Source organism: Exiguobacterium sp. RIT341 (assembly GCF_000632205.1).
Classification (GTDB): domain Bacteria; phylum Bacillota; class Bacilli; order Exiguobacteriales; family Exiguobacteriaceae; genus Exiguobacterium_A.
The window spans coordinates 1-25,647 of record NZ_JFYW01000010.1; the positions used below are offsets into that span (position 1 = coordinate 1).

At 47.8% G+C, this 25,647-nt stretch carries 25 protein-coding genes and 1 rRNA gene; 17 read left to right on the forward strand and 9 right to left on the reverse strand.

Annotation, left to right across the window (positions count from 1 at the left end):
* From BW42_RS12410 to dnaA, 8 genes are all read right to left on the reverse strand, one after another.
* Positions 1-74 (reverse strand): 16S ribosomal RNA (locus tag BW42_RS12410); the annotation flags it as partial.
* Positions 75-420: 346 nt separating this feature from the next.
* Entirely contained in the window at positions 421-1,464 is a 1,044-nt protein-coding gene (locus BW42_RS12415) for an HD-GYP domain-containing protein (protein ID WP_035411716.1), read from the reverse strand.
* An 88-nt stretch (positions 1,465-1,552) separates the two neighbouring features.
* On the reverse strand, positions 1,553-4,165 hold the full coding sequence (gene gyrA / locus BW42_RS12420) for a DNA gyrase subunit A (protein ID WP_035411718.1): 2,613 nt from the start codon (positions 4,163-4,165) through the stop codon (positions 1,553-1,555).
* 27 nt (positions 4,166-4,192) lie between these two features.
* A complete protein-coding gene (gyrB, locus tag BW42_RS12425; RefSeq protein ID WP_200864062.1) occupies positions 4,193-6,106 on the reverse strand; it encodes a DNA topoisomerase (ATP-hydrolyzing) subunit B in 1,914 nt (637 codons plus the stop codon).
* 10 nt (positions 6,107-6,116) lie between these two features.
* Positions 6,117-7,271 (reverse strand): DNA replication/repair protein RecF, encoded by a 1,155-nt coding sequence (recF, locus tag BW42_RS12430; protein WP_035411720.1) that lies wholly within the window; start codon positions 7,269-7,271, stop codon positions 6,117-6,119.
* A 1-nt stretch (position 7,272) separates the two neighbouring features.
* Positions 7,273-7,494: a S4 domain-containing protein YaaA gene (gene yaaA, locus BW42_RS12435; RefSeq protein WP_023469865.1), complete on the reverse strand. Its 222-nt coding sequence runs from the start codon at positions 7,492-7,494 to the stop codon at positions 7,273-7,275.
* Between the two features lie 162 nt (positions 7,495-7,656).
* Positions 7,657-8,790 carry a DNA polymerase III subunit beta gene (dnaN, locus tag BW42_RS12440; RefSeq protein WP_023469864.1) on the reverse strand — a complete coding sequence of 378 codons (1,134 nt, stop codon included), beginning with the start codon at positions 8,788-8,790 and terminating at the stop codon, positions 7,657-7,659.
* Positions 8,791-8,981: 191 nt separating this feature from the next.
* A complete protein-coding gene (dnaA, locus tag BW42_RS12445) occupies positions 8,982-10,373 on the reverse strand; it encodes a chromosomal replication initiator protein DnaA (RefSeq protein ID WP_035411721.1) in 1,392 nt (463 codons plus the stop codon).
* A 340-nt stretch (positions 10,374-10,713) separates the two neighbouring features.
* Here dnaA and BW42_RS12450 point away from each other — a divergent pair, with 340 nt between their 5' ends.
* From BW42_RS12450 to BW42_RS12490, 9 genes are all read left to right on the forward strand, one after another.
* Positions 10,714-10,908 carry a hypothetical protein gene (locus tag BW42_RS12450; protein WP_035411723.1) on the forward strand — a complete coding sequence of 65 codons (195 nt, stop codon included), beginning with the start codon at positions 10,714-10,716 and terminating at the stop codon, positions 10,906-10,908.
* Positions 10,909-11,109: 201 nt separating this feature from the next.
* Complete coding sequence (gene rpmH / locus BW42_RS12455) at positions 11,110-11,244, forward strand: 50S ribosomal protein L34 (protein WP_012371910.1); 135 nt, start codon at positions 11,110-11,112, stop codon at positions 11,242-11,244.
* Between the two features lie 166 nt (positions 11,245-11,410).
* The gene (rnpA, locus tag BW42_RS12460; protein ID WP_023469862.1) at positions 11,411-11,761 is read left to right on the forward strand and encodes a ribonuclease P protein component; all 351 of its coding nucleotides are present in this window, start codon (positions 11,411-11,413) and stop codon (positions 11,759-11,761) included.
* Between the two features lie 104 nt (positions 11,762-11,865).
* Positions 11,866-12,720 (forward strand): membrane protein insertase YidC, encoded by an 855-nt coding sequence (yidC, locus tag BW42_RS12465; RefSeq protein WP_035411724.1) that lies wholly within the window; start codon positions 11,866-11,868, stop codon positions 12,718-12,720.
* A 147-nt stretch (positions 12,721-12,867) separates the two neighbouring features.
* The gene (gene mnmE, locus BW42_RS12470; protein ID WP_035411725.1) at positions 12,868-14,250 is read left to right on the forward strand and encodes a tRNA uridine-5-carboxymethylaminomethyl(34) synthesis GTPase MnmE; all 1,383 of its coding nucleotides are present in this window, start codon (positions 12,868-12,870) and stop codon (positions 14,248-14,250) included.
* A 43-nt stretch (positions 14,251-14,293) separates the two neighbouring features.
* Complete coding sequence (gene mnmG, locus BW42_RS12475; RefSeq protein WP_035411727.1) at positions 14,294-16,183, forward strand: tRNA uridine-5-carboxymethylaminomethyl(34) synthesis enzyme MnmG; 1,890 nt, start codon at positions 14,294-14,296, stop codon at positions 16,181-16,183.
* A 5-nt stretch (positions 16,184-16,188) separates the two neighbouring features.
* Complete coding sequence (gene rsmG, locus BW42_RS12480; RefSeq protein WP_035411729.1) at positions 16,189-16,905, forward strand: 16S rRNA (guanine(527)-N(7))-methyltransferase RsmG; 717 nt, start codon at positions 16,189-16,191, stop codon at positions 16,903-16,905.
* Between the two features lie 48 nt (positions 16,906-16,953).
* On the forward strand, positions 16,954-17,787 hold the full coding sequence (gene noc, locus BW42_RS12485) for a nucleoid occlusion protein (RefSeq protein WP_035411731.1): 834 nt from the start codon (positions 16,954-16,956) through the stop codon (positions 17,785-17,787).
* A gap of 38 nt (positions 17,788-17,825) precedes the next feature.
* Complete coding sequence (locus tag BW42_RS12490) at positions 17,826-18,590, forward strand: ParB/RepB/Spo0J family partition protein (protein ID WP_035411733.1); 765 nt, start codon at positions 17,826-17,828, stop codon at positions 18,588-18,590.
* Between the two features lie 37 nt (positions 18,591-18,627).
* Here the strand turns inward: BW42_RS12490 and yyaC are convergent, their stop codons facing one another.
* Positions 18,628-19,245 (reverse strand): spore protease YyaC, encoded by a 618-nt coding sequence (gene yyaC, locus BW42_RS12495; protein ID WP_035412220.1) that lies wholly within the window; start codon positions 19,243-19,245, stop codon positions 18,628-18,630.
* A 182-nt stretch (positions 19,246-19,427) separates the two neighbouring features.
* Here yyaC and BW42_RS12500 point away from each other — a divergent pair, with 182 nt between their 5' ends.
* The 8 genes from BW42_RS12500 to rplI all read left to right on the forward strand — a co-directional run bounded on the left by BW42_RS12500 (position 19,428) and on the right by rplI (position 25,632).
* Positions 19,428-20,357 carry a mechanosensitive ion channel family protein gene (locus tag BW42_RS12500; RefSeq protein ID WP_035411735.1) on the forward strand — a complete coding sequence of 310 codons (930 nt, stop codon included), beginning with the start codon at positions 19,428-19,430 and terminating at the stop codon, positions 20,355-20,357.
* A complete protein-coding gene (locus BW42_RS12505) occupies positions 20,329-20,517 on the forward strand; it encodes a DUF951 domain-containing protein (protein WP_023469853.1) in 189 nt (62 codons plus the stop codon). The genes BW42_RS12500 and BW42_RS12505 overlap by 29 nt, the downstream gene beginning before the upstream one ends.
* Positions 20,518-20,746: 229 nt before the next feature.
* The gene (gene ychF / locus BW42_RS12510) at positions 20,747-21,847 is read left to right on the forward strand and encodes a redox-regulated ATPase YchF (protein WP_035411737.1); all 1,101 of its coding nucleotides are present in this window, start codon (positions 20,747-20,749) and stop codon (positions 21,845-21,847) included.
* A gap of 120 nt (positions 21,848-21,967) precedes the next feature.
* The gene (rpsF, locus tag BW42_RS12515; RefSeq protein ID WP_035411738.1) at positions 21,968-22,255 is read left to right on the forward strand and encodes a 30S ribosomal protein S6; all 288 of its coding nucleotides are present in this window, start codon (positions 21,968-21,970) and stop codon (positions 22,253-22,255) included.
* A 23-nt stretch (positions 22,256-22,278) separates the two neighbouring features.
* Positions 22,279-22,797 carry a single-stranded DNA-binding protein gene (ssb, locus tag BW42_RS12520; protein WP_023469850.1) on the forward strand — a complete coding sequence of 173 codons (519 nt, stop codon included), beginning with the start codon at positions 22,279-22,281 and terminating at the stop codon, positions 22,795-22,797.
* Between the two features lie 44 nt (positions 22,798-22,841).
* Positions 22,842-23,072, forward strand: coding sequence for a 30S ribosomal protein S18 (gene rpsR, locus BW42_RS12525; protein WP_023469849.1), 231 nt, complete (start codon positions 22,842-22,844; stop codon positions 23,070-23,072).
* Between the two features lie 134 nt (positions 23,073-23,206).
* Positions 23,207-25,192 carry a DHH family phosphoesterase gene (locus tag BW42_RS12530; RefSeq protein ID WP_035411741.1) on the forward strand — a complete coding sequence of 662 codons (1,986 nt, stop codon included), beginning with the start codon at positions 23,207-23,209 and terminating at the stop codon, positions 25,190-25,192.
* Entirely contained in the window at positions 25,189-25,632 is a 444-nt protein-coding gene (gene rplI, locus BW42_RS12535; protein WP_023469847.1) for a 50S ribosomal protein L9, read from the forward strand. Before BW42_RS12530 ends, rplI begins: the two co-directional genes overlap by 4 nt.
* Positions 25,633-25,647 lie beyond the last annotated feature (15 nt).

Consider the following 25,647-nt stretch of genomic DNA (forward strand, 5'->3'; position numbering starts at 1 on the left):
TTCCTGCGCTCGACTTGCATGTATTAGGCACGCCGCCAGCGTTCGTCCTGAGCCAGGATCAAACTCTCCATAAAGTGTTTGACTTGCTCGTTGTGTGACCGGAGTCACGATTGACGAAGCTTGCGCTTCATTCGTTTTTGTATTCCGTAGAATACGATTTTTGCCTCATCGTTCAGTTTTCAAAGTTCGTCCGCGCCTGTTTTGGCGACTCAATTAGAATACCAAGTCTGAAACAAGAAGTCAACAACTTTTTTTGAAATTGTTTTTTCGTTTGTTTCAAGCGCTTGTCTTTGTTAAGGACATGTAATAATATATCATGCGTTTTATTATTGCGCAACACTTATTTTAAAATTATTTTTAAAATCATGAACAAACCTCTTGAACCTTACGAATTCGGCTCAAGAGGCTACTTATTCCTTATCAATCCATCAATTGAATGATGCTATGCTGTCGTTCTTCCATTAAATCAACGATGATCCTTCTTCCCTGGTCTTCATAAGAAATGACGGGGCGATCAAAGACTGGATTCTTTTGAGCGATTGTTGCAATCTTCCCATTACTCATCAATACGCGATCACCGACTTCAATCGGTAGAAGTAACTGTCCAAGCAACAATACATATTTTGAACAATATTGCATCGGTCGCGCTTTTAAATGACGATATGCGTCAAACGGCGTATACGCTTCCCGGTATGGGCGCCAACTTGTCATTGCAGCAAAAACATCTGCTACAATGAACAATCGAGCATGATCTGCAATCTTATCACCTTTTACCTTTAGAGGATAACCAGATCCATCTAAACGTTCATGATGTTGAACAATCAAACGATTTACCGTGTCGGAGATAATCGTCTCCTTTTGCAAGACTTGATATGCCATTGCCGGGTGACGTTGAAAAATTTCCTGTTGCATCGCTTCATAACGTTTCGTGTGACGCCATTCCATGATCCGCGCTAGTCCGTAATCCGCAAAATAAGATGCCGTCCACAGCTCATGGATCATTTTCCGTTCTTTTCTGACTGCTTCAGCAAGCATCTGGGCAACTGCTCCTCGATAAATGGCATGTCGCACAGTGTAAGCTTCCGTTCCCCGTTCAAGGAAGAATGGCAGAACATCTTGTCTCGTAATTTGTTCCGGGACGGACTGTTTGACCCAACTCAAAGCTTCATACACATTTGGCTTCATCCCCTGTTCCCATGACATGAAGACTTTATTATAGGAGCGAATGAACTCTTCAAAAGGATGTTCTATCTGCGCAGCCACTGTTTCAATCTGTATCTTTTCACCTTCGACAAGATCAGGACGATCCTCGATGGTGACTTCTTTAATCAAAAACCGTTGGATTCGTCGTAACTCGTCGGTTCCAATTTTTTTCCCTGCTTCTACGATCGGATGATCTGTATGTAAGTAGATCGATTCGGTTAAACGATCCCCGATGCGTAATTGGTCACTTGCCACTCGCATATCGCTTCGTTCCTTTCTCTTCTTTCTATATATGTAGATAAAAGCAGCAGAGTGGTATCACTCTGCTGCTTCCTTACTAACGTCTTGCTTACTCTTCCACTTCTTCTGAAGCATCCGATTCGACTACATTCTCTTCTGATACAAGATCCGTATCTTCTTCCGTTTCATCGGTTTCTTCTCGTTTCAGTTTCGCAACCGTTGCAACACGGTCACCTTCTTCAATTCGAATGACCTTCACCCCTTGGGTGTTGCGGCCGACACGTGAAATGTATTGCGAGTCTGTCCGAATAACGATACCGCTCTCTGTCATGATCATGATGTCATCATCGACATCAACGATTCGCATGGCAACGATTTGACCGACGCGATCTGTTACCTTACTCGCGATCAATCCTTTACCACCACGCGATTGACTACGGAACTCGGTCATCGGTGTTCGTTTACCGAATCCTTTTTCCGTAATAACAAGAACATCTTGTGCATCACGTGCAAGTTCCATCCCGACGACGAAATCGTCTGGGCGTAACGTCATCGCTTTGACACCACGAGCACCACGTCCCATCGAGCGGACATTCGTGATTGGGAAACGAATCGCTTTCCCGCTTGTTGAAACAGCAAAGACTTCATCATCCGTCGATGCAAGACGAACGGATGTCAATTCATCGTCTTCAAACAACCGAATCGCAATCAAACCATTTTTGTTGATCCGGGCATATGCGGACAACGGTGAACGTTTGACGCGTCCTTTACGTGTCATGAAGATCAATGATTTTTGCTCATCTTGAACGACTTCTTCCGTTTCGAGCGCTTCTTCCGTCTCTTCAATCTCTCCTTCAACCACCTCGACAGGTGCTTCAGTTGCTTGTTGCTCCTCAAGATAACGTTTGAAGTTGACTGGAATCATCGTCTCGACCTTTTCATCGCGTTCAATTTGGATGAGGTTGATGATCGGCACACCTTTTGATGTCCGGCTCATCTCCGGTACTTCGTATCCACGAATCCGGTAGACTTTCCCGCGGTTCGTAAAGAATAGAATCGTATCATGCGTCGAACAAGACAAGAGACGCGTAACGTAATCCTCGTCGTTCGTTCCGATTCCTTGAACGCCACGTCCACCGCGGCGCTGTGTCCGGTACGAATCCGTCGTCATCCGTTTGATATAACCACTGCTTGTCAACGTGATGATGATATCCTGTTCCGGAATCAAGTCTTCATCTTCGAATTCGATATGATCCATCCGGATTTCCGTCCGACGCTCGTCGTTGAAACGTTCCTTCAACTCCTCGAGTTCTGTCCGGATCAAATCAAGCAAGACTTCTTCACTCGCAAGGATGCGGTTCAGTTCCGCGATCAATTGCATGATTTCGTCATACTCTGCTTCAATTTTTTCCCGCTCAAGACCTGTCAGGCGTTGTAAGCGCATATCGAGAATCGCTTGTGATTGTTTCTCAGATAACGCAAAACGCTCCATCAACTGTTCACGTGCTGCGTCCGCTGTCCGGTTCCCGCGAATGATTTGAATGACTTCATCCAAATGATCAAGCGCAATCCGTAGACCAGCGAGCAAGTGTTCACGTGCTTCTGCTTTTTCGAGATCGAACTGTGTCCGACGACGAACGATTTCTTTTTGATGCTCGAGGTAATGATAGAGCATTTCTTTAAGCGTCAATGTTTTCGGACGTCCTCCGACGATCGCAAGCATGTTGACACCAAACGTCGTTTGCATCGACGTCTGTTTATACAAGTTGTTTAAGATGACACTTGCATTCGCATCACGACGGACTTCCATGACGATCCGCATACCGCGGCGATCTGACTCATCCCGTAAATCGGTGATACCTTCAATTTTTTTCTCGCGGACGAGATCGGCAATCTTTTCAACGAGGCGGGCTTTGTTGACCTGATAAGGCAACTCCGTCACGATGATCCGTTCGCGGTCTTTTTTCGTCTGTTCGATTTCTGCTTTCGCACGGACGATGATCGAGCCACGTCCTGTTTCATATGCGCGACGAATCCCGCTACGACCAAGAATTTCACCAGCCGTTGGGAAATCAGGTCCCGGAATGTGCTGCATCAATTCTTGAATCGTGATTTCGGGATCGTGAGACAATGCTAAGACACCATCGATGACCTCACCTAACTGGTGCGGCGGAATGTTCGTTGCCATCCCGACCGCGATCCCGCTCGAACCGTTGACGAGCAAGTTCGGAAAGCGCGACGGTAAGACTTCCGGTTCGCGTTCCGAACCATCGTAGTTATCTTTGAAATCGACTGTGTTTTTGTTGATATCGCGAACGATTTCCATTGCGATTTTAGACATACGGGCTTCCGTATATCGCATCGCTGCCGCCGAGTCTCCATCGACAGAACCGAAGTTTCCGTGTCCATCGACGAGTTCATAACGATAGCTGAAGTCTTGCGCCATGCGGACCATCGTGTCATAGACGGCAGAATCCCCGTGCGGGTGATACTTACCGATGACTTCCCCGACGATACGGGCAGACTTTTTATGTGGTTTATCGGCACGAATACCGAGGTCGTTCATCGCATAGAGAATCCGGCGGTGTCCGGGTTTTAAGCCGTCCCGTACGTCCGGAAGAGCACGTGCGACGATGACGCTCATCGCGTAGTCCATGAAGGACGTACGCATCTCTTGACTGATATTAATATCCTTGATGATTCCGTGATTTTGTTCGGACATGCTTCTGGCCACCCTCTCTGTTCAGCGTTAAATATCCAGGTTCTTGACGTAATGTGCGTGAGATTGAATGAAGTCGCGTCGTGGTTCGACCTGATCTCCCATCAAGATATCGAAGACTTCATCCGCTTCGATCGCATCTTGAAGCTCGACACGCAACATTTGACGACCACTTGGATCCATCGTCGTTTCCCAAAGCTGCTCTGGATCCATCTCTCCAAGACCTTTGTAGCGCTGAATATCGTACCGTGCGTTTTCAGGAAGCGCTGCAAGCGCCTCTGTCAATTCACGTTCGTTATGCACGTACGTGATGTTCTTCCCTTGTTTGATTCCGTATAGCGGTGGCTGAGCGATATAGACATACCCATGCTCGACAAGCGGACGCATGTAACGGTAGAAGAACGTCAACAAGAGTGTCCGGATGTGGGCACCATCGACATCGGCATCGGTCATGATGATGACTTTGTGGTAGCGTGCCTTCTCGATATTGAACTCAGAACCAATACTTGTCCCGAGTGCAGTGATGATCGTCCGGATCTCATTGCTTCCAAGAATCTTATCAAGACGTGCTTTCTCAACGTTCAAGATTTTACCGCGAATCGGTAAGATTGCTTGGAAATGACGATCACGTCCGGATTTCGCAGAACCACCCGCTGAGTCACCCTCAACGATATACAATTCGGAAATCGACGCATCACGTGACGAACAGTCGGCTAGTTTACCTGGAAGCGAGCTGACTTCAAGAACACCTTTACGGCGTGTCAATTCACGTGCGCGTTTCGCTGCCATCCGGGCGCGCGACGCCATCATCCCTTTTTCGACGATTGCGCGTGCGTTCGTCGGATTTTCAAGCATGAACTGCTCAAATGCACCAGAGAAGAGCGAATCCGTGACCGTACGTGCGTCGGAGTTCCCGAGTTTCGTCTTCGTCTGTCCTTCGAACTGCGGGTTCGGGTGCTTGACGGAAACGATCGCTGTCATCCCTTCCCGTACGTCTTCACCGGACAGTGTACCGTCTGCATCCTTCATCAGACCGAACTTTTTCGCGTAATCATTGATGACGCGTGTCAAAGCTGTCTTGAAGCCGGTCTCGTGCGTACCACCCTCATGCGTCGGGATGTTGTTCGTGAACGAGTAGATGTTTGACGCAAATCCATCGTTGTACTGAAGTGCAACTTCGACTTCGATGCCGTCTTTTGTGCCGTGTACGTAGACAGGTTCTGCGTGAACGACTTCTTTTGAACGGTTTAAGTGTTCGACGTAAGATTTAATCCCACCTTCGTAGTGGAAACTACGCGTCATCGGCTCATCCGCACGATCGTCCGTGATGATGATCTTCAAGCCTTTGTTTAAGAAAGCAAGTTCCCGCAGGCGTGTCGCTAGCAAATCGTAGTCATACTCGAGCGTTTCTTGGAAAATCTCACCGTCTGGGAAGAAACGAATCGTCGTTCCGGTCTCTTCTGATGTTCCAATCACTTCAAGATCTTGTGCTGGTACACCGCGATGATACGCTTGGTAATACAACTTTTCATTCCGTTTGACGAATACTTCAAGTTTCGTCGACAGGGCGTTAACGACCGAGGCCCCAACACCGTGTAATCCACCCGATACTTTATATCCGCCACCGCCGAATTTACCACCGGCGTGGAGGACTGTCAGGATGACCTCAACGGCAGGACGACCCATCTTCTCTTGAATGTCGACTGGAATACCGCGTCCGTTATCCTCGACTAAGATCGAGTTCCCTGGTTCGATCGTGACTTTGATCGTGTCACAGTATCCTGCGAGCGCCTCATCGATCGAGTTATCGACAATCTCCCATACGAGGTGATGGAGACCTTTTGATGCCGTCGAGCCGATATACATCCCTGGACGTTTACGTACTGCTTCTAATCCTTCAAGAACTTGAATCTGATCGGCACCGTATCCTTGTTCCAATTCCATATCTTCATGATTACTCATCGGTTTTCTCACCTACTGTTTCTTTATATGATGTCTCTTCCAAATCGACCGTCCCTTGTTTCACGTGGAACAACTTCGCTTGGTTGATCGTTTCATGCGCAATCCCATCGACGCTTGTCGTCGTCAGGATCGTCTGGACCTTTTGTTGCATCGTATCGAGCAAATGTGTTTGACGATGATCATCAAGCTCGGATAAGACATCGTCGAGTAGAAGAAGTGGATACTCTCCGACTTCCTCGTGAATCAATTCGATCTCTGCAAGCTTTAACGAGAGGGCTGCTGTTCGTTGTTGTCCTTGTGAACCATATGTTTGGACGTTTCGTCCGTTGACTTCCATCTCAAAGTCATCGCGATGTGGTCCAAACAACGTAACTCCTCTTCGGATTTCATTTTCTTTTATTTTACCAAACTTCTGCGTGTAGGACGCAGTCATTCCTTCGACATCGAGTAATTCAGTGCCAAATGTGTCCGAACGATAGATGAGCGCGAGTTCTTCCTGTCCACGACTAATTCCGTCATGAATCGGTCGTGCCCACTTTTCGAGTTGGGCCATGAAATGATGGCGGCGCTGAACGATTTTAACGGCTAGCGTAATCATTTGCTCCGTCAAGATATCAAGGAAGGTCTCGTCTCCTCCCTTCATGGACAGTTGTTTCAGCAACGCGTTGCGCTGCTTCAACACTTTCAGATACTGACTCAATTCATGCAAATAGACCGGGCTAACTTGACCGATCTCCATATCGAGAAACCGTCGGCGGACTTGTGGACTGCCTTTGACGATATGCAAATCTTCCGGGGCGAATAAAACGATGTTCAGTGCCCCGACATAATCACTCAAGCGTCGTTGCTCTAGATGATTTAGTTTTGCTTTTTTCCCGCGACCCGAGATGACGATCTCCTGGACATGAGAACCTGTTCGTTTGACGACACGTCCTTCGACGCGCGCTGTCTCCTGGTCCCAACCAATCAGTTCCTTATCATGCGTCGTCCGGTGAGACTTCGCGAGAGCGAGAACATAGATCGCTTCCAATAAGTTCGTCTTCCCTTGTGCATTTTCACCAATCAGAACATTCGTCTTTTCGGAGAATGACAGTTCGAGTGCGTCATAGTTGCGATAATGACTGAGTCGGACTGAATCCAGCCGCACGTTAGTTACCCTCGTTCTTGATGATGAACTGACCGTAGTCTTCTACATCAATGATGTCTCCATCCCGTAATTTACGACCACGTCGCTGATCGACTTCGCCGTTGACTAGAATTGGCACCTCTGCTAAAAACGGTTTGGCTTGCCCTCCGCTTGAGATGATATCCGACAGTTTCAGGAACTGCCCTAATGTGACATATTCCGTTGTAATTCTGATTTCTTGCATGGATTGACTCCTCCTACCTACATATTATAAATGACGTACTCTTTATTGTACTAAATATTGAACGATTTAGCAAAATTCCCGAACGTATATACGGTATACGAAAAAGACGGGTCCGATGTCGAAACGATCGAACCCGTCTTGTCACGTGTTTTATGTTGATGCTTACGCCGTCCGGACTGGAAGAATCAGTTGCAAGACGTTATCTTGATCAACTGGATGCAAGATGAATGGACGAATCGAACCCGTGAACTGGATTTCGATATCTGTCGCGTCAAGCGCCTTTAAGGCATCCATCATGTACTTCGAGTTGAACGAGATTTTCAGTTCTTCCCCTTCAAGCGAAAGGATGCTGACTTGCTCCGAAACTTTCCCGACTTCTGGTGAATGCGAAGAAATCTCGACCGCTGTCGTTCCTTCAGCTGCAAACTTGATGACGTTGTTACGGTCCTCACGTGCGAGCAGTGACGCGCGATCGATCGCTTGGAGCAATTCTTTCGCGTTCATGCGGACAGCTGTCCGATACTCTTCTGGAATCAAACGTGATGTATCCGGATAGTTTCCGTCAAGTAGACGTGAGAAGAAGAGGACGTGTTTCATCTTGAACAAGATTTGTTGGTTCGTGATCGTAATATCCACATGACCGTCCCCAAGTAACTTCGATAATTCATTTAAGCTCTTACCAGGAACGATGACGTTCTGGAACGAGATGTCCGTATCTGTCTCAAACTGAGCACGACGCAAGGCTAAACGGTGACTATCCGTTGAGACACACGTCAAGATGCCTTTGTCGGCTGAGAAGTTCACACCTGTGAGAACAGGACGTGTTTCTTGAACAGCGACAGCAAAGCTTGTTTGACGAATCATCGACCGTAAGAGATCAGCCGGTAAACGGAAACGTTGTCCCCCATCGACTTGTGGAAGACGTGGGAACTCATCTGGATCAAGACCGTTTAAATGGAATTCCGCTGTTCCTGACTGAATCCGTGTCATGAAGTTCGGTGAGACTTCAAGTGTCACTTCGTCTTTTGGCATCTTTTTGACGATATCGCCGAAGAAGCGGGCATTCAAGACGACACTACCAGCACGGTGGACCGTGACATAAGACGTTCCGTTCTCTTCTGCATAGATTGTCCGTTCAATCGAGATTTCTGTATCGCTTCCTGTCAGCGTCATGCCATCTCCATGAGCTTCGAGTTTGATCCCTGTCAGAATCGGAATTGTCGTGCGGGATGAGACCGCTTTGGCTACATCTTGTACTGCTTGAATTAAAGCTTCGCGTTGAATGGTGATATGCATATCGTCGTTAGACTCCTCTCGAAAATAATGGGCATGCGCCCATCATAACATAATAATATATTTTTTTAATAATAGTCTTAGGGGCTGTGGATAGTGTGGATAAGTCGGTGGATAACTTGATATAGAGCCAAAAACGGTGTGGATAAGTTGTGGATAACCACCCTGCTTTATCCACATGTTTATCCACAGTTTTACGAATGCTTCAACTCATGCTTGATTTGTTCGATGACTTTTCCTGTTTCACCGTCTGATTTGATCAACATACTGATCTTTTCATGGGCATGGATGACGGTGGTATGGTCGCGTCCTCCAAATTCCTCCCCAATCTTCGGTAATGAGCTTTCCGTCATCTCACGCGAAAGATACATCGCGATTTGACGTGGAAAGGCAATCGATTTCGTCCGTTTCTTCGCCTTAAGATCATCAAACGGCAAGTTGAAATGCTTACTGACCGACTCCTGGATGTCACGAATCGTGACTTTACGCGGTTCGGCGACTGGCATGATGTTATGCAAGGCTTCTGCAGCGACATTTGGATCAATCGGTCGTCCGACGAGATTCGCATAAGCGATGACACGCGTCAACGCTCCTTCGAGCTCACGGATATTCGTATCAATCTGACTCGCGATGTAGAGCATGACTTCGTTTGAGACATCAAGCTGTTCAGCATTCGCCTTTTTCCGTAAGATTGCAATCCGTGTCTCGAGATCCGGTGGCGTGATGTCGGTAATCAATCCCCATTCAAAACGAGAACGGAGCCGATCTTCAAGCGTTGGAATCTCTTTTGGCGGTCGGTCACTCGAAATGATGATTTGTTTTTGGTCGTTATGCAGTGCATTAAATGTGTGGAAAAACTCTTCTTGCGTCTGTTCTTTGCCCGCAAGGAACTGGATGTCATCAATTAAGAGGACATCGATGTTACGGTATTTATTTCGAAACTCAACCGTCTTATTATCACGGATGGAGTTAATAAAGTCATTTGTAAAGCGTTCAGAAGAGACATAGGCAATCCGTGTCCCAAGATTTTGATCTTGAACGTACTGTCCGATGGCATGCATCAGATGGGTTTTGCCAAGACCAACGCCACCGTAGATGAAAAGCGGATTATATGCTTTAGCAGGTGCTTCAGCAACAGCCAGTGAAGCGGCGTGTGCAAAACGGTTCCCCGATCCGATGACAAATGTATCGAACGTGTACTTCTCATTTAATTGTCCAAGTTCACTCATCGTCAGTTCATCTGTCGGTTTGCGCGTGTTCAATGGACGTGATTTTGGAGCCGGTGTTGCGTCGATCCGTTCCTCTTCTTGTCGATCGAGCATTTTCTTCGCTTGTCCCTCTTCAATGAACTGAATATCGAGTCGGCTTCCGGTTACTTCCTCAACTGTGTCTTCGAGTAAAGATAAGTACTGGCGCTCAAGCCACGTCACCGTAAATGCAGCCGGTGCTGAAACGAGTAAAGTCGTTCCATTTAGCGTAACGCCTTCTGTGGACTTCAACCACATATCATAACTGGCTTTCGGTGTTCGTTCCTCTTCCTCAATCACAGATAAGACATTATGCCAAAGTTCGGCAGCGTTTTTCATAAATACCCCCCTTTTTTTATCAAGATAGAAAAAATTTGTACACAGGCTTATACACAGACAAAGTTAATGAAGAAACTCGACTTATCCCCATAACGTAAAAACTGTGGATAACGTTATCCACAGGTAGTTGAATCTGTGTATAAAGTTATCCACAGGGTGTGTATAACTTGTTTTGTCCTAAGCGATCAGGATCATGTTATGCACAATTAGTGTATCAAAAGAAATGAGCTCTGGCAATGGTTGGAATGATTTATCCACAAGTAAATTCAATCGTCCACAGGTAGTTACCCACAAGCTGTGGATAGTGTGGATAAATTGTGGATAAGAGGTGGATAACTTTTTGAAAGAGGAAGCGTTAAAAAAGAGTTATTCACAAAATACAAAAGAAGTGGAAAAAGGAAATCCAAAATCGAGGATTGACGTCGATTTTAAAAAATACTATCGTAGACAAAGTGAAGAGTTATCCACGGAAAGTGTGGATAATGTGGATAAGTCTGTGGATAGGTGGATAAGTCTATCAATCTGTTCTTTGTGATCCAGTCGCATTCTATTGTGTAATAGAGTTTGCATGCTGGAATCCTATCGCCTGTTTTTAAGAAACAAACCTTTACGCAAGACGAGAAATCTTCCGAACTTTCATTGACAATGCCACAATCAGTTTGTATAATGTACAAGACTGCCTTAAAGTAGAAAATAACAATTGGTTATAAAGATCTTTTAAAGGAGGTGCAGACGAATGAAACCAACTTTCAACCCAAACAACCGTAAGCGTAAAAAAGTTCACGGATTCCGTGCGCGTATGGCTACGAAGAGTGGCCGCCGTATCTTGGCTGCTCGCCGTCTTAAGGGCCGCAAAGCCTTGACTGTCTAATGCATTGATGCATCCATCACTTCGGGCATGATCCGAGGTGATTTTTTTTTATGTTTTTTAGTGTGTTCGTGCTTTTGTCACATGCGCCCTATCGCGTCGCATGTTTATTCTATGATATGATGAGAGACGACGAATTTTCGTAGTGTCAGGATGGAGTGTGAATAAGGTGAAGAAGGAATACCGCGTCAAGAAAGACAAGGAGTTCCAAGCGGTGTTTACTAAAGGAGCCTCTGTCGCAAATCGGCAATTTGTCGTGTATGCCTTGAAAAAGGAGCAACAGACTCACTTTCGGGTTGGTTTATCCGTCAGCAAGAAAATCGGGAATGCCGTCGTCCGGAATCAGGTGAAACGGTATCTTCGGGAAGCATGCCAGCAGCATGAAGCCTCGATTGCCCCGAATTATGATTTGGTGATCATCGCGCGCAATCCGGCCGCTAAGATGACCGCGCAAGAAGTGGCTGACAGTCTCCGTCACGTCCTCAAACGTTCCGGTGTCTGGATGCGATCAAAAAAATGAATCGTAGCAATGCATCCTGTTGATTTGTACGGCGCTCCCTTTCCTTGCCTTACTATAGAAGAAGATGGCGTTCGACAAAGCGTAAACAATTTCTAGGAGGAATTATGAACAAGAGAACTAAGATTTGGTTAACTCTCGGGCTCATGTCTGTGCTCGCGATCGTGTTATCAGGTTGTGCACCGACGAACTATGGCGCACACGAAGAGATCACAGCAAATACTGATGGTTTTTGGAAACATTATTTTGTTTGGCCGATGGCGTGGTTGATTCGCGAAATTTCGCATCTTGTCGGAAATGATTTCGGAATCGGAATCATCATTACGACACTTCTCGTTCGTCTTGTCATCCTTCCGTTGATGATCAAACAAACGAAGAGTATGGGTGGAATGCAAGTCATTCAGCCTGAAATGGTGAAACTTCGTGAGAAATACAGCTCGAAAGACCAAGAGACGCAACAGAAATTGCAACAGGAAATGATGAAGCTTTACCAAGAGCATAACGTCAATCCGCTTGCTGGCTGTTTACCGATCTTGATCCAAATGCCGATCTTGATTGCGTTCTATAACGCCATCATTTATACGCCGGCTATTTTCCAACACACATTCCTTTGGTTTAACCTCGGAAAACCGGATCCATTCTTCATCTTGCCGATCATGTCTGCGGTACTAACGTATCTACAGCAAAAAATCTCGATGGCAGGTCAAGAAGACAATCCACAAATGAAAATCATGCTCTACGTCTTCCCGATCATGATCTTCATCATGGGGGTCACACTCCCATCTGCCCTTTCTCTTTACTGGGTCGTCGGTTACATCTTCTCGATCATCGTCACGGTCGTCATCATGAAGCCAATGCGTGAAAAGATCAAAGTGCAGACAGAGGCAACACTTGCAGCAAAACGCGATAAGGAAGCGGCGCAAGCAGCTCCGGCTCCTAAAAAATCGAAAAAGAAACGCTAATACGTGAAGAGCGACGCTTTGTTTTGACAGAGTGTCGCTCTTTTTCTTTTGCGTCATTTCGTGTATAGTTGTTTCGTTATACCCATTGCAACGATTAAGGATTGAACACGTATAAAAAGACAGAAGAAAAACGAGGTGGAAGAACGGATGATGGAATTTGATACGATTGCCGCGATTTCGACGCCGATGGGAGAAGGGGCGATTGCGATCGTGCGCTTATCGGGTCCTGATGCAGTCGCTATAGCCGACCGCGTCTATAAAGGAACCAACCGCTTGACGGAAGTACCAACCCATACGATTCATTACGGGAAATTGGTCGATCACGAGGCGGATCGTGTTGTTGATGAAGTAATGGTGAGTGTCATGCGCGCACCAAAGACGTTCACACGTGAAGATGTCATCGAATTGAATTGTCATGGAGGAGTCATCGCGGTCAATCGTGTCCTCGAACTCATCCTCGCACAACCGGAAGTCCGATTAGCGGAACCGGGTGAATTCACGAAACGTGCGTTCTTGAACGGACGAATCGATTTGTCGCAGGCGGAAGCTGTCATGGATCTCATCCGCGCGAAGACGGATCGAGCGATGCATGTCGCCGTCAGTCAAATTGAAGGACGTCTCTCAAAACTCGTCCAAGACTTACGTCAACAACTGTTGCAGACGATTGCTGCGATCGAAGTCAATATCGATTACCCGGAATATGACGCAGAAGAGATGACACAACAGATCGTCGAACGTGACGCTGGAGCTGTCCGCGCGATTCTGGCAGAGTTATTAACAACGGCACGCCAAGGAAAAATCCTTCGTGAAGGGTTATCCACAGCGATCATCGGTCGTCCGAACGTCGGTAAATCGTCTTTGCTCAACACATTGGTGCAAGAAGCGAAGGCCATCGTCACGGATATCGCGGGAACGACACGCGATACGATCGAGGAGTACGTCAATGTTCGTGGTGTACCACTAAAGTTGATTGATACGGCAGGGATTCGAGAGACGGAAGATATCGTCGAACGGATGGGTGTCGAAAAGTCGCGTCAGGCTTTAAAGACGGCCGATTTGATCTTACTCGTCCTAAACGGGAACGATGTCCTAACGGATGAGGACGTTTTGCTGTTTGAAGCGATTAAAGGGATGAACGCGATCATCATCGTCAACAAGAGTGACTTGGCGCAACAGATTGATTTGGTACGTGTCACGGAACTTGCCGATGGTCGACCAATCGTTACGACGTCCTTGCTCGAAGAAGCAGGGGTCAACGATCTTGAAGCGGCGATTGCGAGTCTGTTCTTTGAACAGGGTGTCGAGAGCCAAGATATGACGTACGTCTCGAATGCACGACATATCCAACTGATCAAACGCGCGAGTCAAATGATTGAAGATGCCCTCGGCGCAGCAGAAGCAGCGATGCCGATCGACATGGTACAGATTGATTTACGACGGGCATGGGACACGCTCGGCGAAATCAATGGAGATACAGCACAGGATAGTTTATTGGATCAGTTGTTTTCGCAGTTCTGTCTTGGGAAATAATTCGGGACGACTGCGTGTGGAATAAGAAGGAGGAACCAGTACTATGGCTTATCAAGCAGGTGAATTCGACGTCATCGTCGTCGGAGCCGGACATGCCGGCATCGAAGCCTCTCTTGCTGCGGCACGAATGGGCTCGAAAACGGTCATGTTGACAATGAATCCCGATATGGTCGGATTCATGTATTGCAACCCGTCGATCGGTGGTCCGGCAAAAGGGATCGTCGTCCGGGAAATCGATGCGCTCGGTGGCGAAATGGCACGCGCGATCGATGCAACGTATATTCAAATGAAAATGTTAAACACGTCAAAAGGTCCTGCCGTGCGAGCATTACGGGCGCAGGCGGATAAATTCGAATACCAAAACCGGATGAAAAAAGCGCTCGAGGATGAGCCGAATTTGCTCTTACGTCAAGCGCTCGTCGAACGGTTGTTGATCGATGAAGAAGGACGTTGCGTCGGTGTCGTCACGAATACAGGGGCGGAGTACCGGGCAAAAGCGGTCATCATCACGACCGGAACGTTCATGCGCGGGAAAATCATCATCGGTGAATTGTCGTACGAGAGTGGTCCGAACAATCAGATGCCATCGATCAATCTATCGAAACATCTTGAAGAACTTGGATTTGAGCTCGCACGTTTCAAGACAGGTACACCACCACGAATCGACGGGAAAACGATCGATTACTCGAAGACAGAGATTCAACCAGGTGACGAAGTAGCGCTTCCGTTTAGTCATGAAACGACTCAGATGATCACGGAACAGATCCCATGCTGGTTGACGTATACGACGGAGTATACGCATCAGTTGATCGATGCGAACCTGCACCGTTCACCGATGTTCTCCGGGATGATTAAAGGGACAGGTCCCCGTTATTGCCCATCAATCGAAGATAAGGTCGTCCGGTTCAACGATAAACCGCGTCACCAAATCTTTCTTGAGCCAGAAGGTCGCGATACGGAAGAAGTCTACGTGCAAGGGTTATCGACAAGTTTACCGGAAGACGTTCAACACGATATTCTCCGCTCGATTCCTGGGCTTGAGAATTCAGAAATGATGCGTCCCGGTTATGCGATTGAATACGATGCCGTCGTTCCGACACAACTCTGGCCAACGCTCGAAACAAAACGTGTTCCTGGTTTGTTCACAGCGGGTCAAATCAACGGAACAAGTGGTTATGAGGAAGCAGCGGGACAAGGGATCATGGCAGGAATCAATGCCGGACTACAAGTCCAAGGCAAAGAACCACTCATCTTGTCACGTTCACAAGGCTATATCGGTGTCATGATCGATGATCTCGTCACGAAAGGTACGAACGAACCGTACCGCCTCTTGACGTCACGTGCCGAGTACCGCTTGTTGCTCCGTCATGATAATGCGGATCTTCGTCTGTCGGAAATCGGACATGAACTCGGTTTGATCTCGGAAGAACGCCAAGCGAAGTTGCTCGACAAACAAGAGCAAATCCGTCTTGAGATGAAACGTCTTGAGAAGGTCGTCATCAAAGCGACACCGGACGTGAATGCACAGCTAGAAGCGATTGGTGCATCGCCACTTAAGGAAGCCTTGCATGCGATCACGTTGCTGAAACGCCCGGAAATCACATATGCGATGATTGCGCAGATGACACCACCGGAAACACCATTGTCTGCAGAAGCAGCAGAACAAGTCGAAATCCAAGTCAAATATGCCGGCTACATCGATAAACAACTCGATCAAGTCGAAAAAATGATGCGGATGGAGCAAAAACGGATTCCGGATCGTCTCGATTACGATGCGATCAGTGGATTAGCGATTGAAGCGAAACAAAAACTAAACCAAGTGCGTCCGCTCTCGATCGGACAAGCATCCCGGATTTCAGGGGTTAATCCGTCTGATATCTCGATCTTGCTTGTCTATATCGAACAAGGCCAATACGCATTGACTGCGGAGTGAACGAGATGAACCAACAGCAATTCGTAACAGCATTGGCAACACAGGGACTTGAGGTCTCAGAACATCAGTTGCATCAATTCAAGCGGTATTATGAACTGCTCGTCGAGTGGAATGAAAAGATGAACCTGACGGCGATTACCGATGAAGAAGGTGTCTATTTAAAGCACTTCTATGACTCGATCACAGCAGCGTTCTATTTTGATTTCATGACAGTCACGACGGTTTGTGATGTCGGAGCAGGTGCTGGGTTCCCGAGTCTGCCGATCAAAATCATGTTCCCGCACCTTCAAGTGACGATCGTCGATTCACTGAACAAACGAATCGGCTTCCTGAATCATTTAGCGACGGAACTTGGACTCGAAGGTGTCGCGTTCCATCATGGACGCGCAGAAGAGTTCGGTAAAAATAAACAATTCCGCGAACGATTTGACGTCGTGACCGCACGTGCGGTTGCCCGGATGTCCGTTCTCGCGGAATATTGCCTACCACTTGCGAAAGTCGGAGGACAATTCGTTGCCTTGAAGGCGGCGAAAGTCAGTGAAGAGCTTGAGGATGGTGCGATTGCCTTGAAAGTACTCGGTGGGAATTTACGGGAAAGTTTCCAGTTCCAATTGCCAGGCGAGGAAAGTGAGCGTAATATCGTTATTGTAGATAAAAAACGAACAACACCCGGGAAATATCCGCGTAAAGCGGGAACGCCTGCGAAAGATCCATTAAGCTAAACACCGTTTCACGTGAAACGGTGACTGATAAAGGTGAGGTGCGCCAACGTGAGAAATGCAATTGCCAAACTGCTCGGTAAACCTGCTACGATCGAGCTTGACCCCCAAGAGACGGTTCAGGAATTACCATTGACAGAACTTGTCGCGAATCAGTTCCAACCACGGACTGTGTTTGACGGGGACCGAATTGAAGAACTAGCGGTTACGATCGAAGAGCACGGGTTACTCCAGCCGATCGTCGTTCGAAAACAAGGAACAGGGTACGAAATCATTGCCGGAGAACGACGGTACCGAGCAGTGCGCTCGCTTGGCTGGGAAACGATTCCTGCCATCGTCAAAGAGATGACGGACGAGACGACTGCTTCCCTGGCATTGATTGAAAATCTGCAACGCGAAGACTTGACACCAATCGAAGAAGCGGAAGCTTATGAGCGTTTGCTTGCATTACAAGACATCACGCAAGAAGTGTTAGCCCGTAAGCTCGGACGTAGTCAGTCGACGATTGCCAACAAATTACGTTTGCTCCGATTGCCAATGGATGTCCGGGAAGCATTGAAGCAACGGACAATCACGGAACGTCACGCCCGAGCGTTATTGCCGCTTAAGGATGAAGCGTTACAAGTAACGGTACTCGCTGAAATTCTGGAACGGGAATGGAACGTCAAGGAGACGGAGCGCCGGGTGGAACGATTGATGACACCACAGCCACCGAAGAAAAAACGTCATAAAAGCTTTGCACGAGATACACGAATCGCGTTAAACACCTTGCGGGATTCCGTCGATATGATCGAGCAGACTGGATTGACGATCGAAAAAGAAGAAGTCGATTGCGAAGAATATGTAGAGGTGCGAATTCGCATCGTGAAGGCACGTCCGGAATAAGCGGTCGTGCCTTCCGCTACGTTTAGGAGAGAAAGCACGTGAATGAATTACCTGTTCGGGCGATTCGCCCGAATCCGACTCAACCTCGGAAACGATTCAATGAAAAAGCATTAGAAGAGTTAGCCCAATCGCTCGTTCGTCACGGGATGATCCAACCGATCGTCGTCCGACCACGAGATGGCTATTACGAAATCATCGCCGGTGAACGGCGCTATCAGGCGGCGAGTCGCGCAGGATTCGAACGTGTACCGGTCCTTGTGATTGAAGCAGACGAGACACGCGTCATGGAGCTCGCCTTGATCGAAAACATCCAACGAGCAGACTTATCTGCAATTGAAGAAGCGATGGCATATGCGGAGATGATCGAGGAATTCGGCATTACGCAAGCAGAGCTTGCACAGCGTGTCGGGAAAAGTCGTTCGCACATTACGAACAGCCTTCGACTGTTACAGTTGCCATTGCTCGTTCAACAAGCGGTCATGGACGAACGGTTGTCAATGGGACATGCCCGCGCGCTCCTGTCGCTGAAACATCCAAAGAAGATCGAACAGATGGCAGAACGGGTCATGGCGGAGAACTGGAACGTCCGTCGGTTAGAGCAGGCGCTTCGGGAACGTAAGGAAGCCGCCCGTCCGCAACAAGCGACCGCTGTTCAATTCGTCGAGGAATCACTTCGCGAAAAATACGGGGCGACCGTTCGGATTAAACAAGGAAAACAAGCAGGGAAACTCGAGATCGATTTTATAGACGAAGACGACCTCAATCGGTTGCTCGACTTGTTGTTACCTGAATCGGATCACTAAAAAGAAGCGATCCGGGCGACGGTTCGCTTCTTTTTGCTTACATTGAACGCGGCGTGAAAGAAATCGTCGTCCGTGTGGATTCAGCGGAGAGTTTCGCATCAAGTAAGTGGAAGCTGTTCGCGACGAGTTCCGCTAGTTCATAAACAAGATGTAACCGTGTGTTCTGGAGAATCATCATCTCCATGAATCCACTGACGTTGACGACAGCCTTAATGTTGAAGTCACCGACCGCAGGCAATTCTTTTTGGACGCCGGCGCCGGGTGCGAGTGGACCTTCCGAGAAAAAGACATGTCCGACACTTGAAAGGCGACCGAGACACGCATCGATCGCGATGACGAGTGGACGGTAATGGGTCGTTTGGATCGAGTGAATGGTTTCTGCGAGATTCAGTGCATGGACGGGTTTAGCGAGTGTACCGTAGACATGAAGATGAGCAGGCGCTTGTTTCTCGAGGAATGTCCCAACGAGTGGACCGAGTGAGTCACCTGTCGAACGATCAGAACCAATGCAGACGAGTACGATCGGACGTTTTTCTTGGACGGCAGAGACTTGTTCGAATAATTGTTCAGCTAAGCGTTCTTTCGCGAACGGTTCCGTATATTCTAAAAAGAAAGAATAGGGCTTGGGCTCGTGCGAATGAAAGCGGAAGTTCATCGAAATCATCCTTTCTTCTCTTGATGTCGGTGTCGTGGTGGATTGGCAAGAGTGAAGGGTTCTTAGATGATTTTCCTTTCCCGGTTTTTCCAGAAATCTAACGTCAAAATCGGCTCTTTGGTTGAAACTCGATTAAAATCACGTATACTGTCGTAATAGAGAGAATAAGAAAGGATGAGAGAATGGCTACCAATCAAGATGTACAAGAATCCGTCGCCCAAGTCGATAAATTGATCAATCAAGTAATGGATGCGGATATGTGGATTCGTTTTGGGATGAAACTACTGATTGCGCTCATCATCATCGCGGCGTTCTATGTGTTGACGCGCGTTTTGACTGGGGCAGTCTCACGTCTCTTTACGATCAGGAAAATCAATGAACATGACTACTTGGCACAACGACAGAACGAGACGCTGTTGAAGTTGCTCCAAAATGCGATTCGTTACGTACTTGGAATCATCATGTTGTTGACAGTGCTTAGTCAGTTCGGAATCAACATCACCGGTCTCGTCGCCAGTGCCGGAATCGCTGGTCTCGCGATTTCGTTTGGTGCGAAGAACTTGGTGCAAGATATCATTACCGGAGCGTTCATCATCTTCGAACGTCAGTTTAAAGTCGGAGATTATGTACGCGTCGGTGTAATCGAAGGCGTCGTGACGGAACTTGGTATCCGGACGACAAAACTCAAAGGACTCAACGGAGAAATCCACATCATCCCGAACGGTCAGATTTTGCAAGTCACGAACTATTCGGTCGACAACAGTTTCGCACTCGTCGATGTCCAAGTCTCCTATGATGAGGATCTTGAACGCGTCGAACGAGTTCTGCATGAGATTGCAGACCGGACGACGAAGAAGTATGTCGATATGTTCGTCGAGCCGATTCAGATGCTCGGTGTTCAGACACTTGGTCCTTCAGAAGTCGTCTATCGTTTGATGGCAGAAGTACCACCGATGCAACATTTCCAAGCTGGTCGTCTGATCCGGAAGGAATTGAAGCAAGGACTCGAAGAAGAAAACATCAAGATCCCGTATCCACGGATGGTCATGATGAATCCAGAACAAAAGAATGGTGGACAGACGGATGATTCCAAAAACGTATCAACTCCATGATTATGTTGAGATGAAGAAGCAGCATCCATGTGGAACGAACCGATGGCAGATCATTCGGGTCGGCATGGATATCCGAATCAAATGCCAAGGTTGCGGGGCGAGCATTTTAATGCCACGTCGTGATTTTGATAAACGATTGAAAAAAGTCTTACCAGAGTGACGAAAAAGCGGATGTGATTCTCGTGATCACATCCGCTTTTTCGTTGTCTTTCATAAGCGAAGTGATTGTGTTCGATTAGAGCGTGATTAAAAAAGACGGTCGAGCTCCTTGCTTAAAAAAAATGAACTATCTATAATTGTGAAAGATGTGCTGACGTGGTGTAATCATTCTACCCACTGCGGCCGCTAGCACGGATTTCCTAGGAAATACCGAAAAGGAGGAATTCCAAGTGGGATTAACAGCAGGAATCGTTGGCTTACCAAACGTAGGAAAATCAACACTTTTTAACGCCATCACACAAGCAGGTGTCGAGGCAGCGAACTATCCGTTCGCAACGATCGACCCGAACGTCGGTGTCGTTGAAGTACCAGATGCACGTCTTCGGAAATTGACAGAACTCGTCAACCCGAAAAAGACGATCCCGACAGCATTCGAATTCACGGATATCGCCGGTATCGTAAAAGGTGCGTCTAAAGGGGAAGGGCTCGGAAATAAATTCCTCGCGAACATTCGTGAAGTAGATGCGATCTGTCAGGTCGTGCGTTGTTTCGTAGATGAAAACATCACACACGTGGCCGGAAAAGTCTCACCGATCGATGATATCGAGACGATCAACCTCGAATTGATCCTCGCAGATCTTGAGCAGGTCGAAAAACGGATTCAGCGTGTCCAAAAACAAGTCAAGTCGCGCGATAAAAACGCAGCGGCTGAGCTTGAAGCACTTGAAATCGTGCAAGCGTTGCTCGAAGATGAGAAACCAGCACGTCTCGCTGAATTGAACGAAGATCAAGCAGCACTCGTCAAACACTTCCAATTGTTGACGATGAAACCGATGCTTTACGTCGCGAATGTCGGCGAAGATGAAGTCGCAGATGCAGACAGCAATGAGAACGTGCGTCTCGTCCGTGAATTCGCAGCAAAAGAAGGCGCAGAAGTCATCGTCATCTGTGCTCGGATCGAAGAAGAAATTGCAGAGCTTGAGCCGGAAGAGCGTCAAGAGTTCCTCGTCGATCTCGGAATCGAAGAGTCGGGTCTTGATCAATTGATCCATGCGGCGTACAGCACGCTTGGTCTTGCGACATACTTCACAGCAGGTGAAAAAGAAGTACGCGCTTGGACGTTTAAAAAAGGCATGAAAGCTCCACAATGTGCGGGTGTCATCCACTCGGACTTCGAACGCGGATTCATCCGTGCAGAAGTCGTTTCGTACGAAGATCTAGCAGCTGCAGGTAACATGGCGACAGTCAAGGAACAAGGTCGTTACCGTTCAGAAGGTAAGGAATATGTCTTCCAAGACGGCGATGTCGTCACATTCCGCTTCAACGTCTAATCGAAAACGAATCGTTATTGCATAAAGCAAAATACTTTGGTAGTATTAACGAATGTGAGTAATGAATTATTGCTCCTTGCTCGAACATTCGAGCCGCCAGTCCAAGAGGAGGTGACAGATATGCGTAAATACGAAGTACTTTACATCATCCGTCCGGAACTTGATGAGGAAACACGCAAAGCAACAGTGGAGCGTTTTAACAAAGTCCTCACTGATAACGGTGGTACAGTTGATAAAACAACTGAAATGGGTAAACGTCGTTTCGCTTACGAAATCAATGATATGCGTGAAGGGTTCTACGTTCTTCTTAACGTGACTGCTGAACCAGCAGCTACAAAAGAACTTGACCGTCTCATGAAGATCAGTGACGATATCGTTCGCTTAATGATCACAAAAGACGAGAAATAAGCTGAAACAGGAGAGTGATTCTGATGATTAACCGCGTCGTTTTAGTCGGTCGGTTAACTCGTGACCCGGAAATGCGTTATACGCAGAGCGGGATTGCGGTAACGCGATTCACACTCGCATGTGACCGTCCTTTCACAGGGCAAGATGGGAAGCGAGAAGCTGATTTCATCGATTGCGTCGTTTGGCGCAAGCAAGCAGAGAACGTTGCTCAGTATTTGAAGAAAGGTAGTCTTGCTGGTGTAGAGGGTCGCCTCCAGATTAGCAGCTACGACGATAAAGAAGGGCAACGCCGTTACCGTGCGGAAGTCGTCGCTGATAGCGTCCGCTTCCTTGAGTCACGTAACGCGAGCCGTTCTTCGGATGGTAGCGAAGGCTACGCTTCATCAACTGGTGGAAACGGGAATGCTGCAGGATGGGGTTCACAGCAACAGCAGAACAACTCTTCCTCGCCAGCACCCGCTTCATCGAATTCGGGCTTCGGCGCTGATCCGTTCAGCGGCGGTAGTTCGATCGACCTTTCAGACGACGATCTCCCGTTCTAAGGAAATCGTCCTGAAAAATCCAAGTTAAAAAGGAGGTTAATCACATGGCACGTCGTCCAGGTGGAAAACGTCGTCGTAAAGTATGTTACTTCACGTCGAACCACATCACTCATATCGATTATAAAGACGTAGAACTTCTCAAACGTTTCATTTCGGAACGCGGTAAGATTCTTCCACGTCGTGTGACTGGTACTTCAGCGAAATACCAACGTCCACTTACAATCGCAATCAAACGCGCACGTCAAATGGCTTTAATTCCATACGTGGCTGACTGATTTCGTAGCACCATCCTCAAGCGTGAGGATGGTGCTTTTTTTCGCTTCTCTTTCATCCCCTCCTGCTTTTCGGTTATAATAAACAAGTTACTAAAAATTTTAATTAACCCTATAGAGCATATAAGGAGGACACGATGGAGTCAGGTCAACAAGTATCACCGGAACGCGAACGACGTATCGTTCGCTTCATTCCGTATCTATTAATCGTCGGTCTGCTTCTCGTCGTCGCTGTCCGCGAACCGGTCATCTCTGCCATCGGAGCCGTCGTGACTGCCCTCCTCTTCGGATTGCACCTATTTGAAGAACGTCGTGCACGCAGGGCATGGGAGACGTACGTCGCCGGAATCTCGATGCAAGTCGAGGAGACAGGACAAGATGCGTTGACGAACATGCCAATCGGGATTTTGTTATACGATGAGGAAACGCTTGTCACCTGGTTCAATGATCCGATGCGGGATATCTTTGATGATGTAGCAATGGGACAGACGCTCAATGAGCTCGATCCCTTATTCATCGAAATGGTCGCGACGAATGAGGATCAAGCGACGCTTGAAATCGGCGATGCCGTGTATCGTGTCTTTTCGAATCATGAGAACCGGACCTTTTACCTGTTCGATATGACGGAAGAAGCACAAGTTGAACAACAACTCGTCGATAATCAGACGGTCATCGGTGTCATCTATCTCGATAACTACGATGAGATGACACAAGGCATCGAGGATCAGTTACGCAGTGAACTGAACAGCCGGGTCACGCAGTTGTTGAATCACTGGGCAGCGGAACACGGGACGTATATCAAGCGGACCGCGTCCGATCGGTATTTCATCGTTACGACAGAAGAGAATCTACGGATTCTCGAACGATCGAAGTTTACGATTCTGGATACGGTTCGGGAAGAGACGAGTCAACGCGGCGTCCAGTTGACGTTATCCATCGGAATTGGTTGCGGAAGTGACCCGATTCCGGCGCTTGGTCAGATGGCTCAGTCGAGTCTCGATCTTGCGCTGGGACGAGGAGGCGACCAAGTCGTCATCAAGCGGGACGGGAAGGTCCGCTTTTACGGCGGCAAGACGAATCCGACGGAAAAACGGACGCGCGTCCGGGCCCGGGTCATCGCTAACTCGCTTCGTGACTTAATGCAGGAATCGAGCCGTGTCCTGATCATGGGTCACAAAAATCCAGACATGGATGCACTCGGATCAGCAATTGGCATTTTGAAGCTTGCGGAAATGAACGATAAGGAAGCACATATCGTCTTACCACCGGAAGAAATCGGACGCGGGATTCGCCGGATGATGGATGAGATTGCCGAAGTACCACAACTCGAGACACGATTCGTCAATGCGTTTCAAGCTGATCAATTGATCGACGATCAGACGTTACTCGTCGTCGTCGATACACACAAACCGTCACTTGTCGTCGTACCGGCATTACTTGACCGATTCGAGCATATGGTCGTGATTGATCATCATCGTCGGGGCGAAGATTTCATCGAAGATGCGGTTCTCGTGTATCTTGAGCCGTATGCTTCTTCGACATCAGAGCTCGTCACCGAGCTGATCGAGTACCAACCGACGAATCAGAAACTGGCGATGCTTGAAGCGACGGCGTTACTCGCTGGGATCATCGTCGATACGAAAGGCTTTGCCCTGCGGACCGGTTCTCGGACGTTCGATGCTGCATCCTATTTACGCTCACAAGGTGCTGACACAGTGCTCGTACAAGAGTTTCTCAGTCAGGATCTTGAGACGTACGTCGAGCAGTCACATATCCTCGAGCGATCCGAAGTCTATACGGAAGGGATGGCGATTGCGACAGCAGAGCCAGGCGTCATTCACGATCAAGTGTTGATCGCGCAAGCAGCCGATCAATTGTTATCGCTTCGAGGCATTCGCGCCGCTTTCGTCATCGCGGAACTTCAAGACGGACGAACGGCGATTAGCGCCCGTTCGCTTGGGGATGTCAACGTTCAGTTGATCATGGAGACGCTCGGTGGCGGCGGTCACTTGACGAACGCGGCGACACAGATGTCAGAATCAGTCGTCACCGTGGCGGATGCGTTGCGTAAAGCAATCGATCAATATTTAGAAGATGAGACAAAAGGAGAGGAATCAGAATGAAGGTTATTTTCTTACAGGATGTAAAAGGACAAGGGAAAGCAGGAGACGTCAAAGACGTGGCCGATGCTTATGCAAATAACGTACTCTTCAAGAAAAAGTTGGCGCGCCCTGCGACGACTGGCAACTTGAAGCAACATGAAGCACACGAACGTAAAGCAGCAGAAGAAGCGAAACAGAACTTGCTTGATGCGCAAGCGTTAAAAGAAAAAATCGAAAAAGAGACGATCGTCGTCTCGACGAAAGCCGGTGAAGGCGGTCGTGTCTTCGGATCAGTCACAAGTAAACAGATCGCAGAAGCACTTAAAAGCATGGGTTACAAGATCGATAAACGCAAAATCGAGCTCGAGCACCCGATCAAGGCACTTGGCTTTACGAAGGTACCATTGAAGTTACACAACGAAGTGACAGCGACACTGAACGTTCAGGTCAAAGAGGCGTGAGTAGAAAAGGGGACC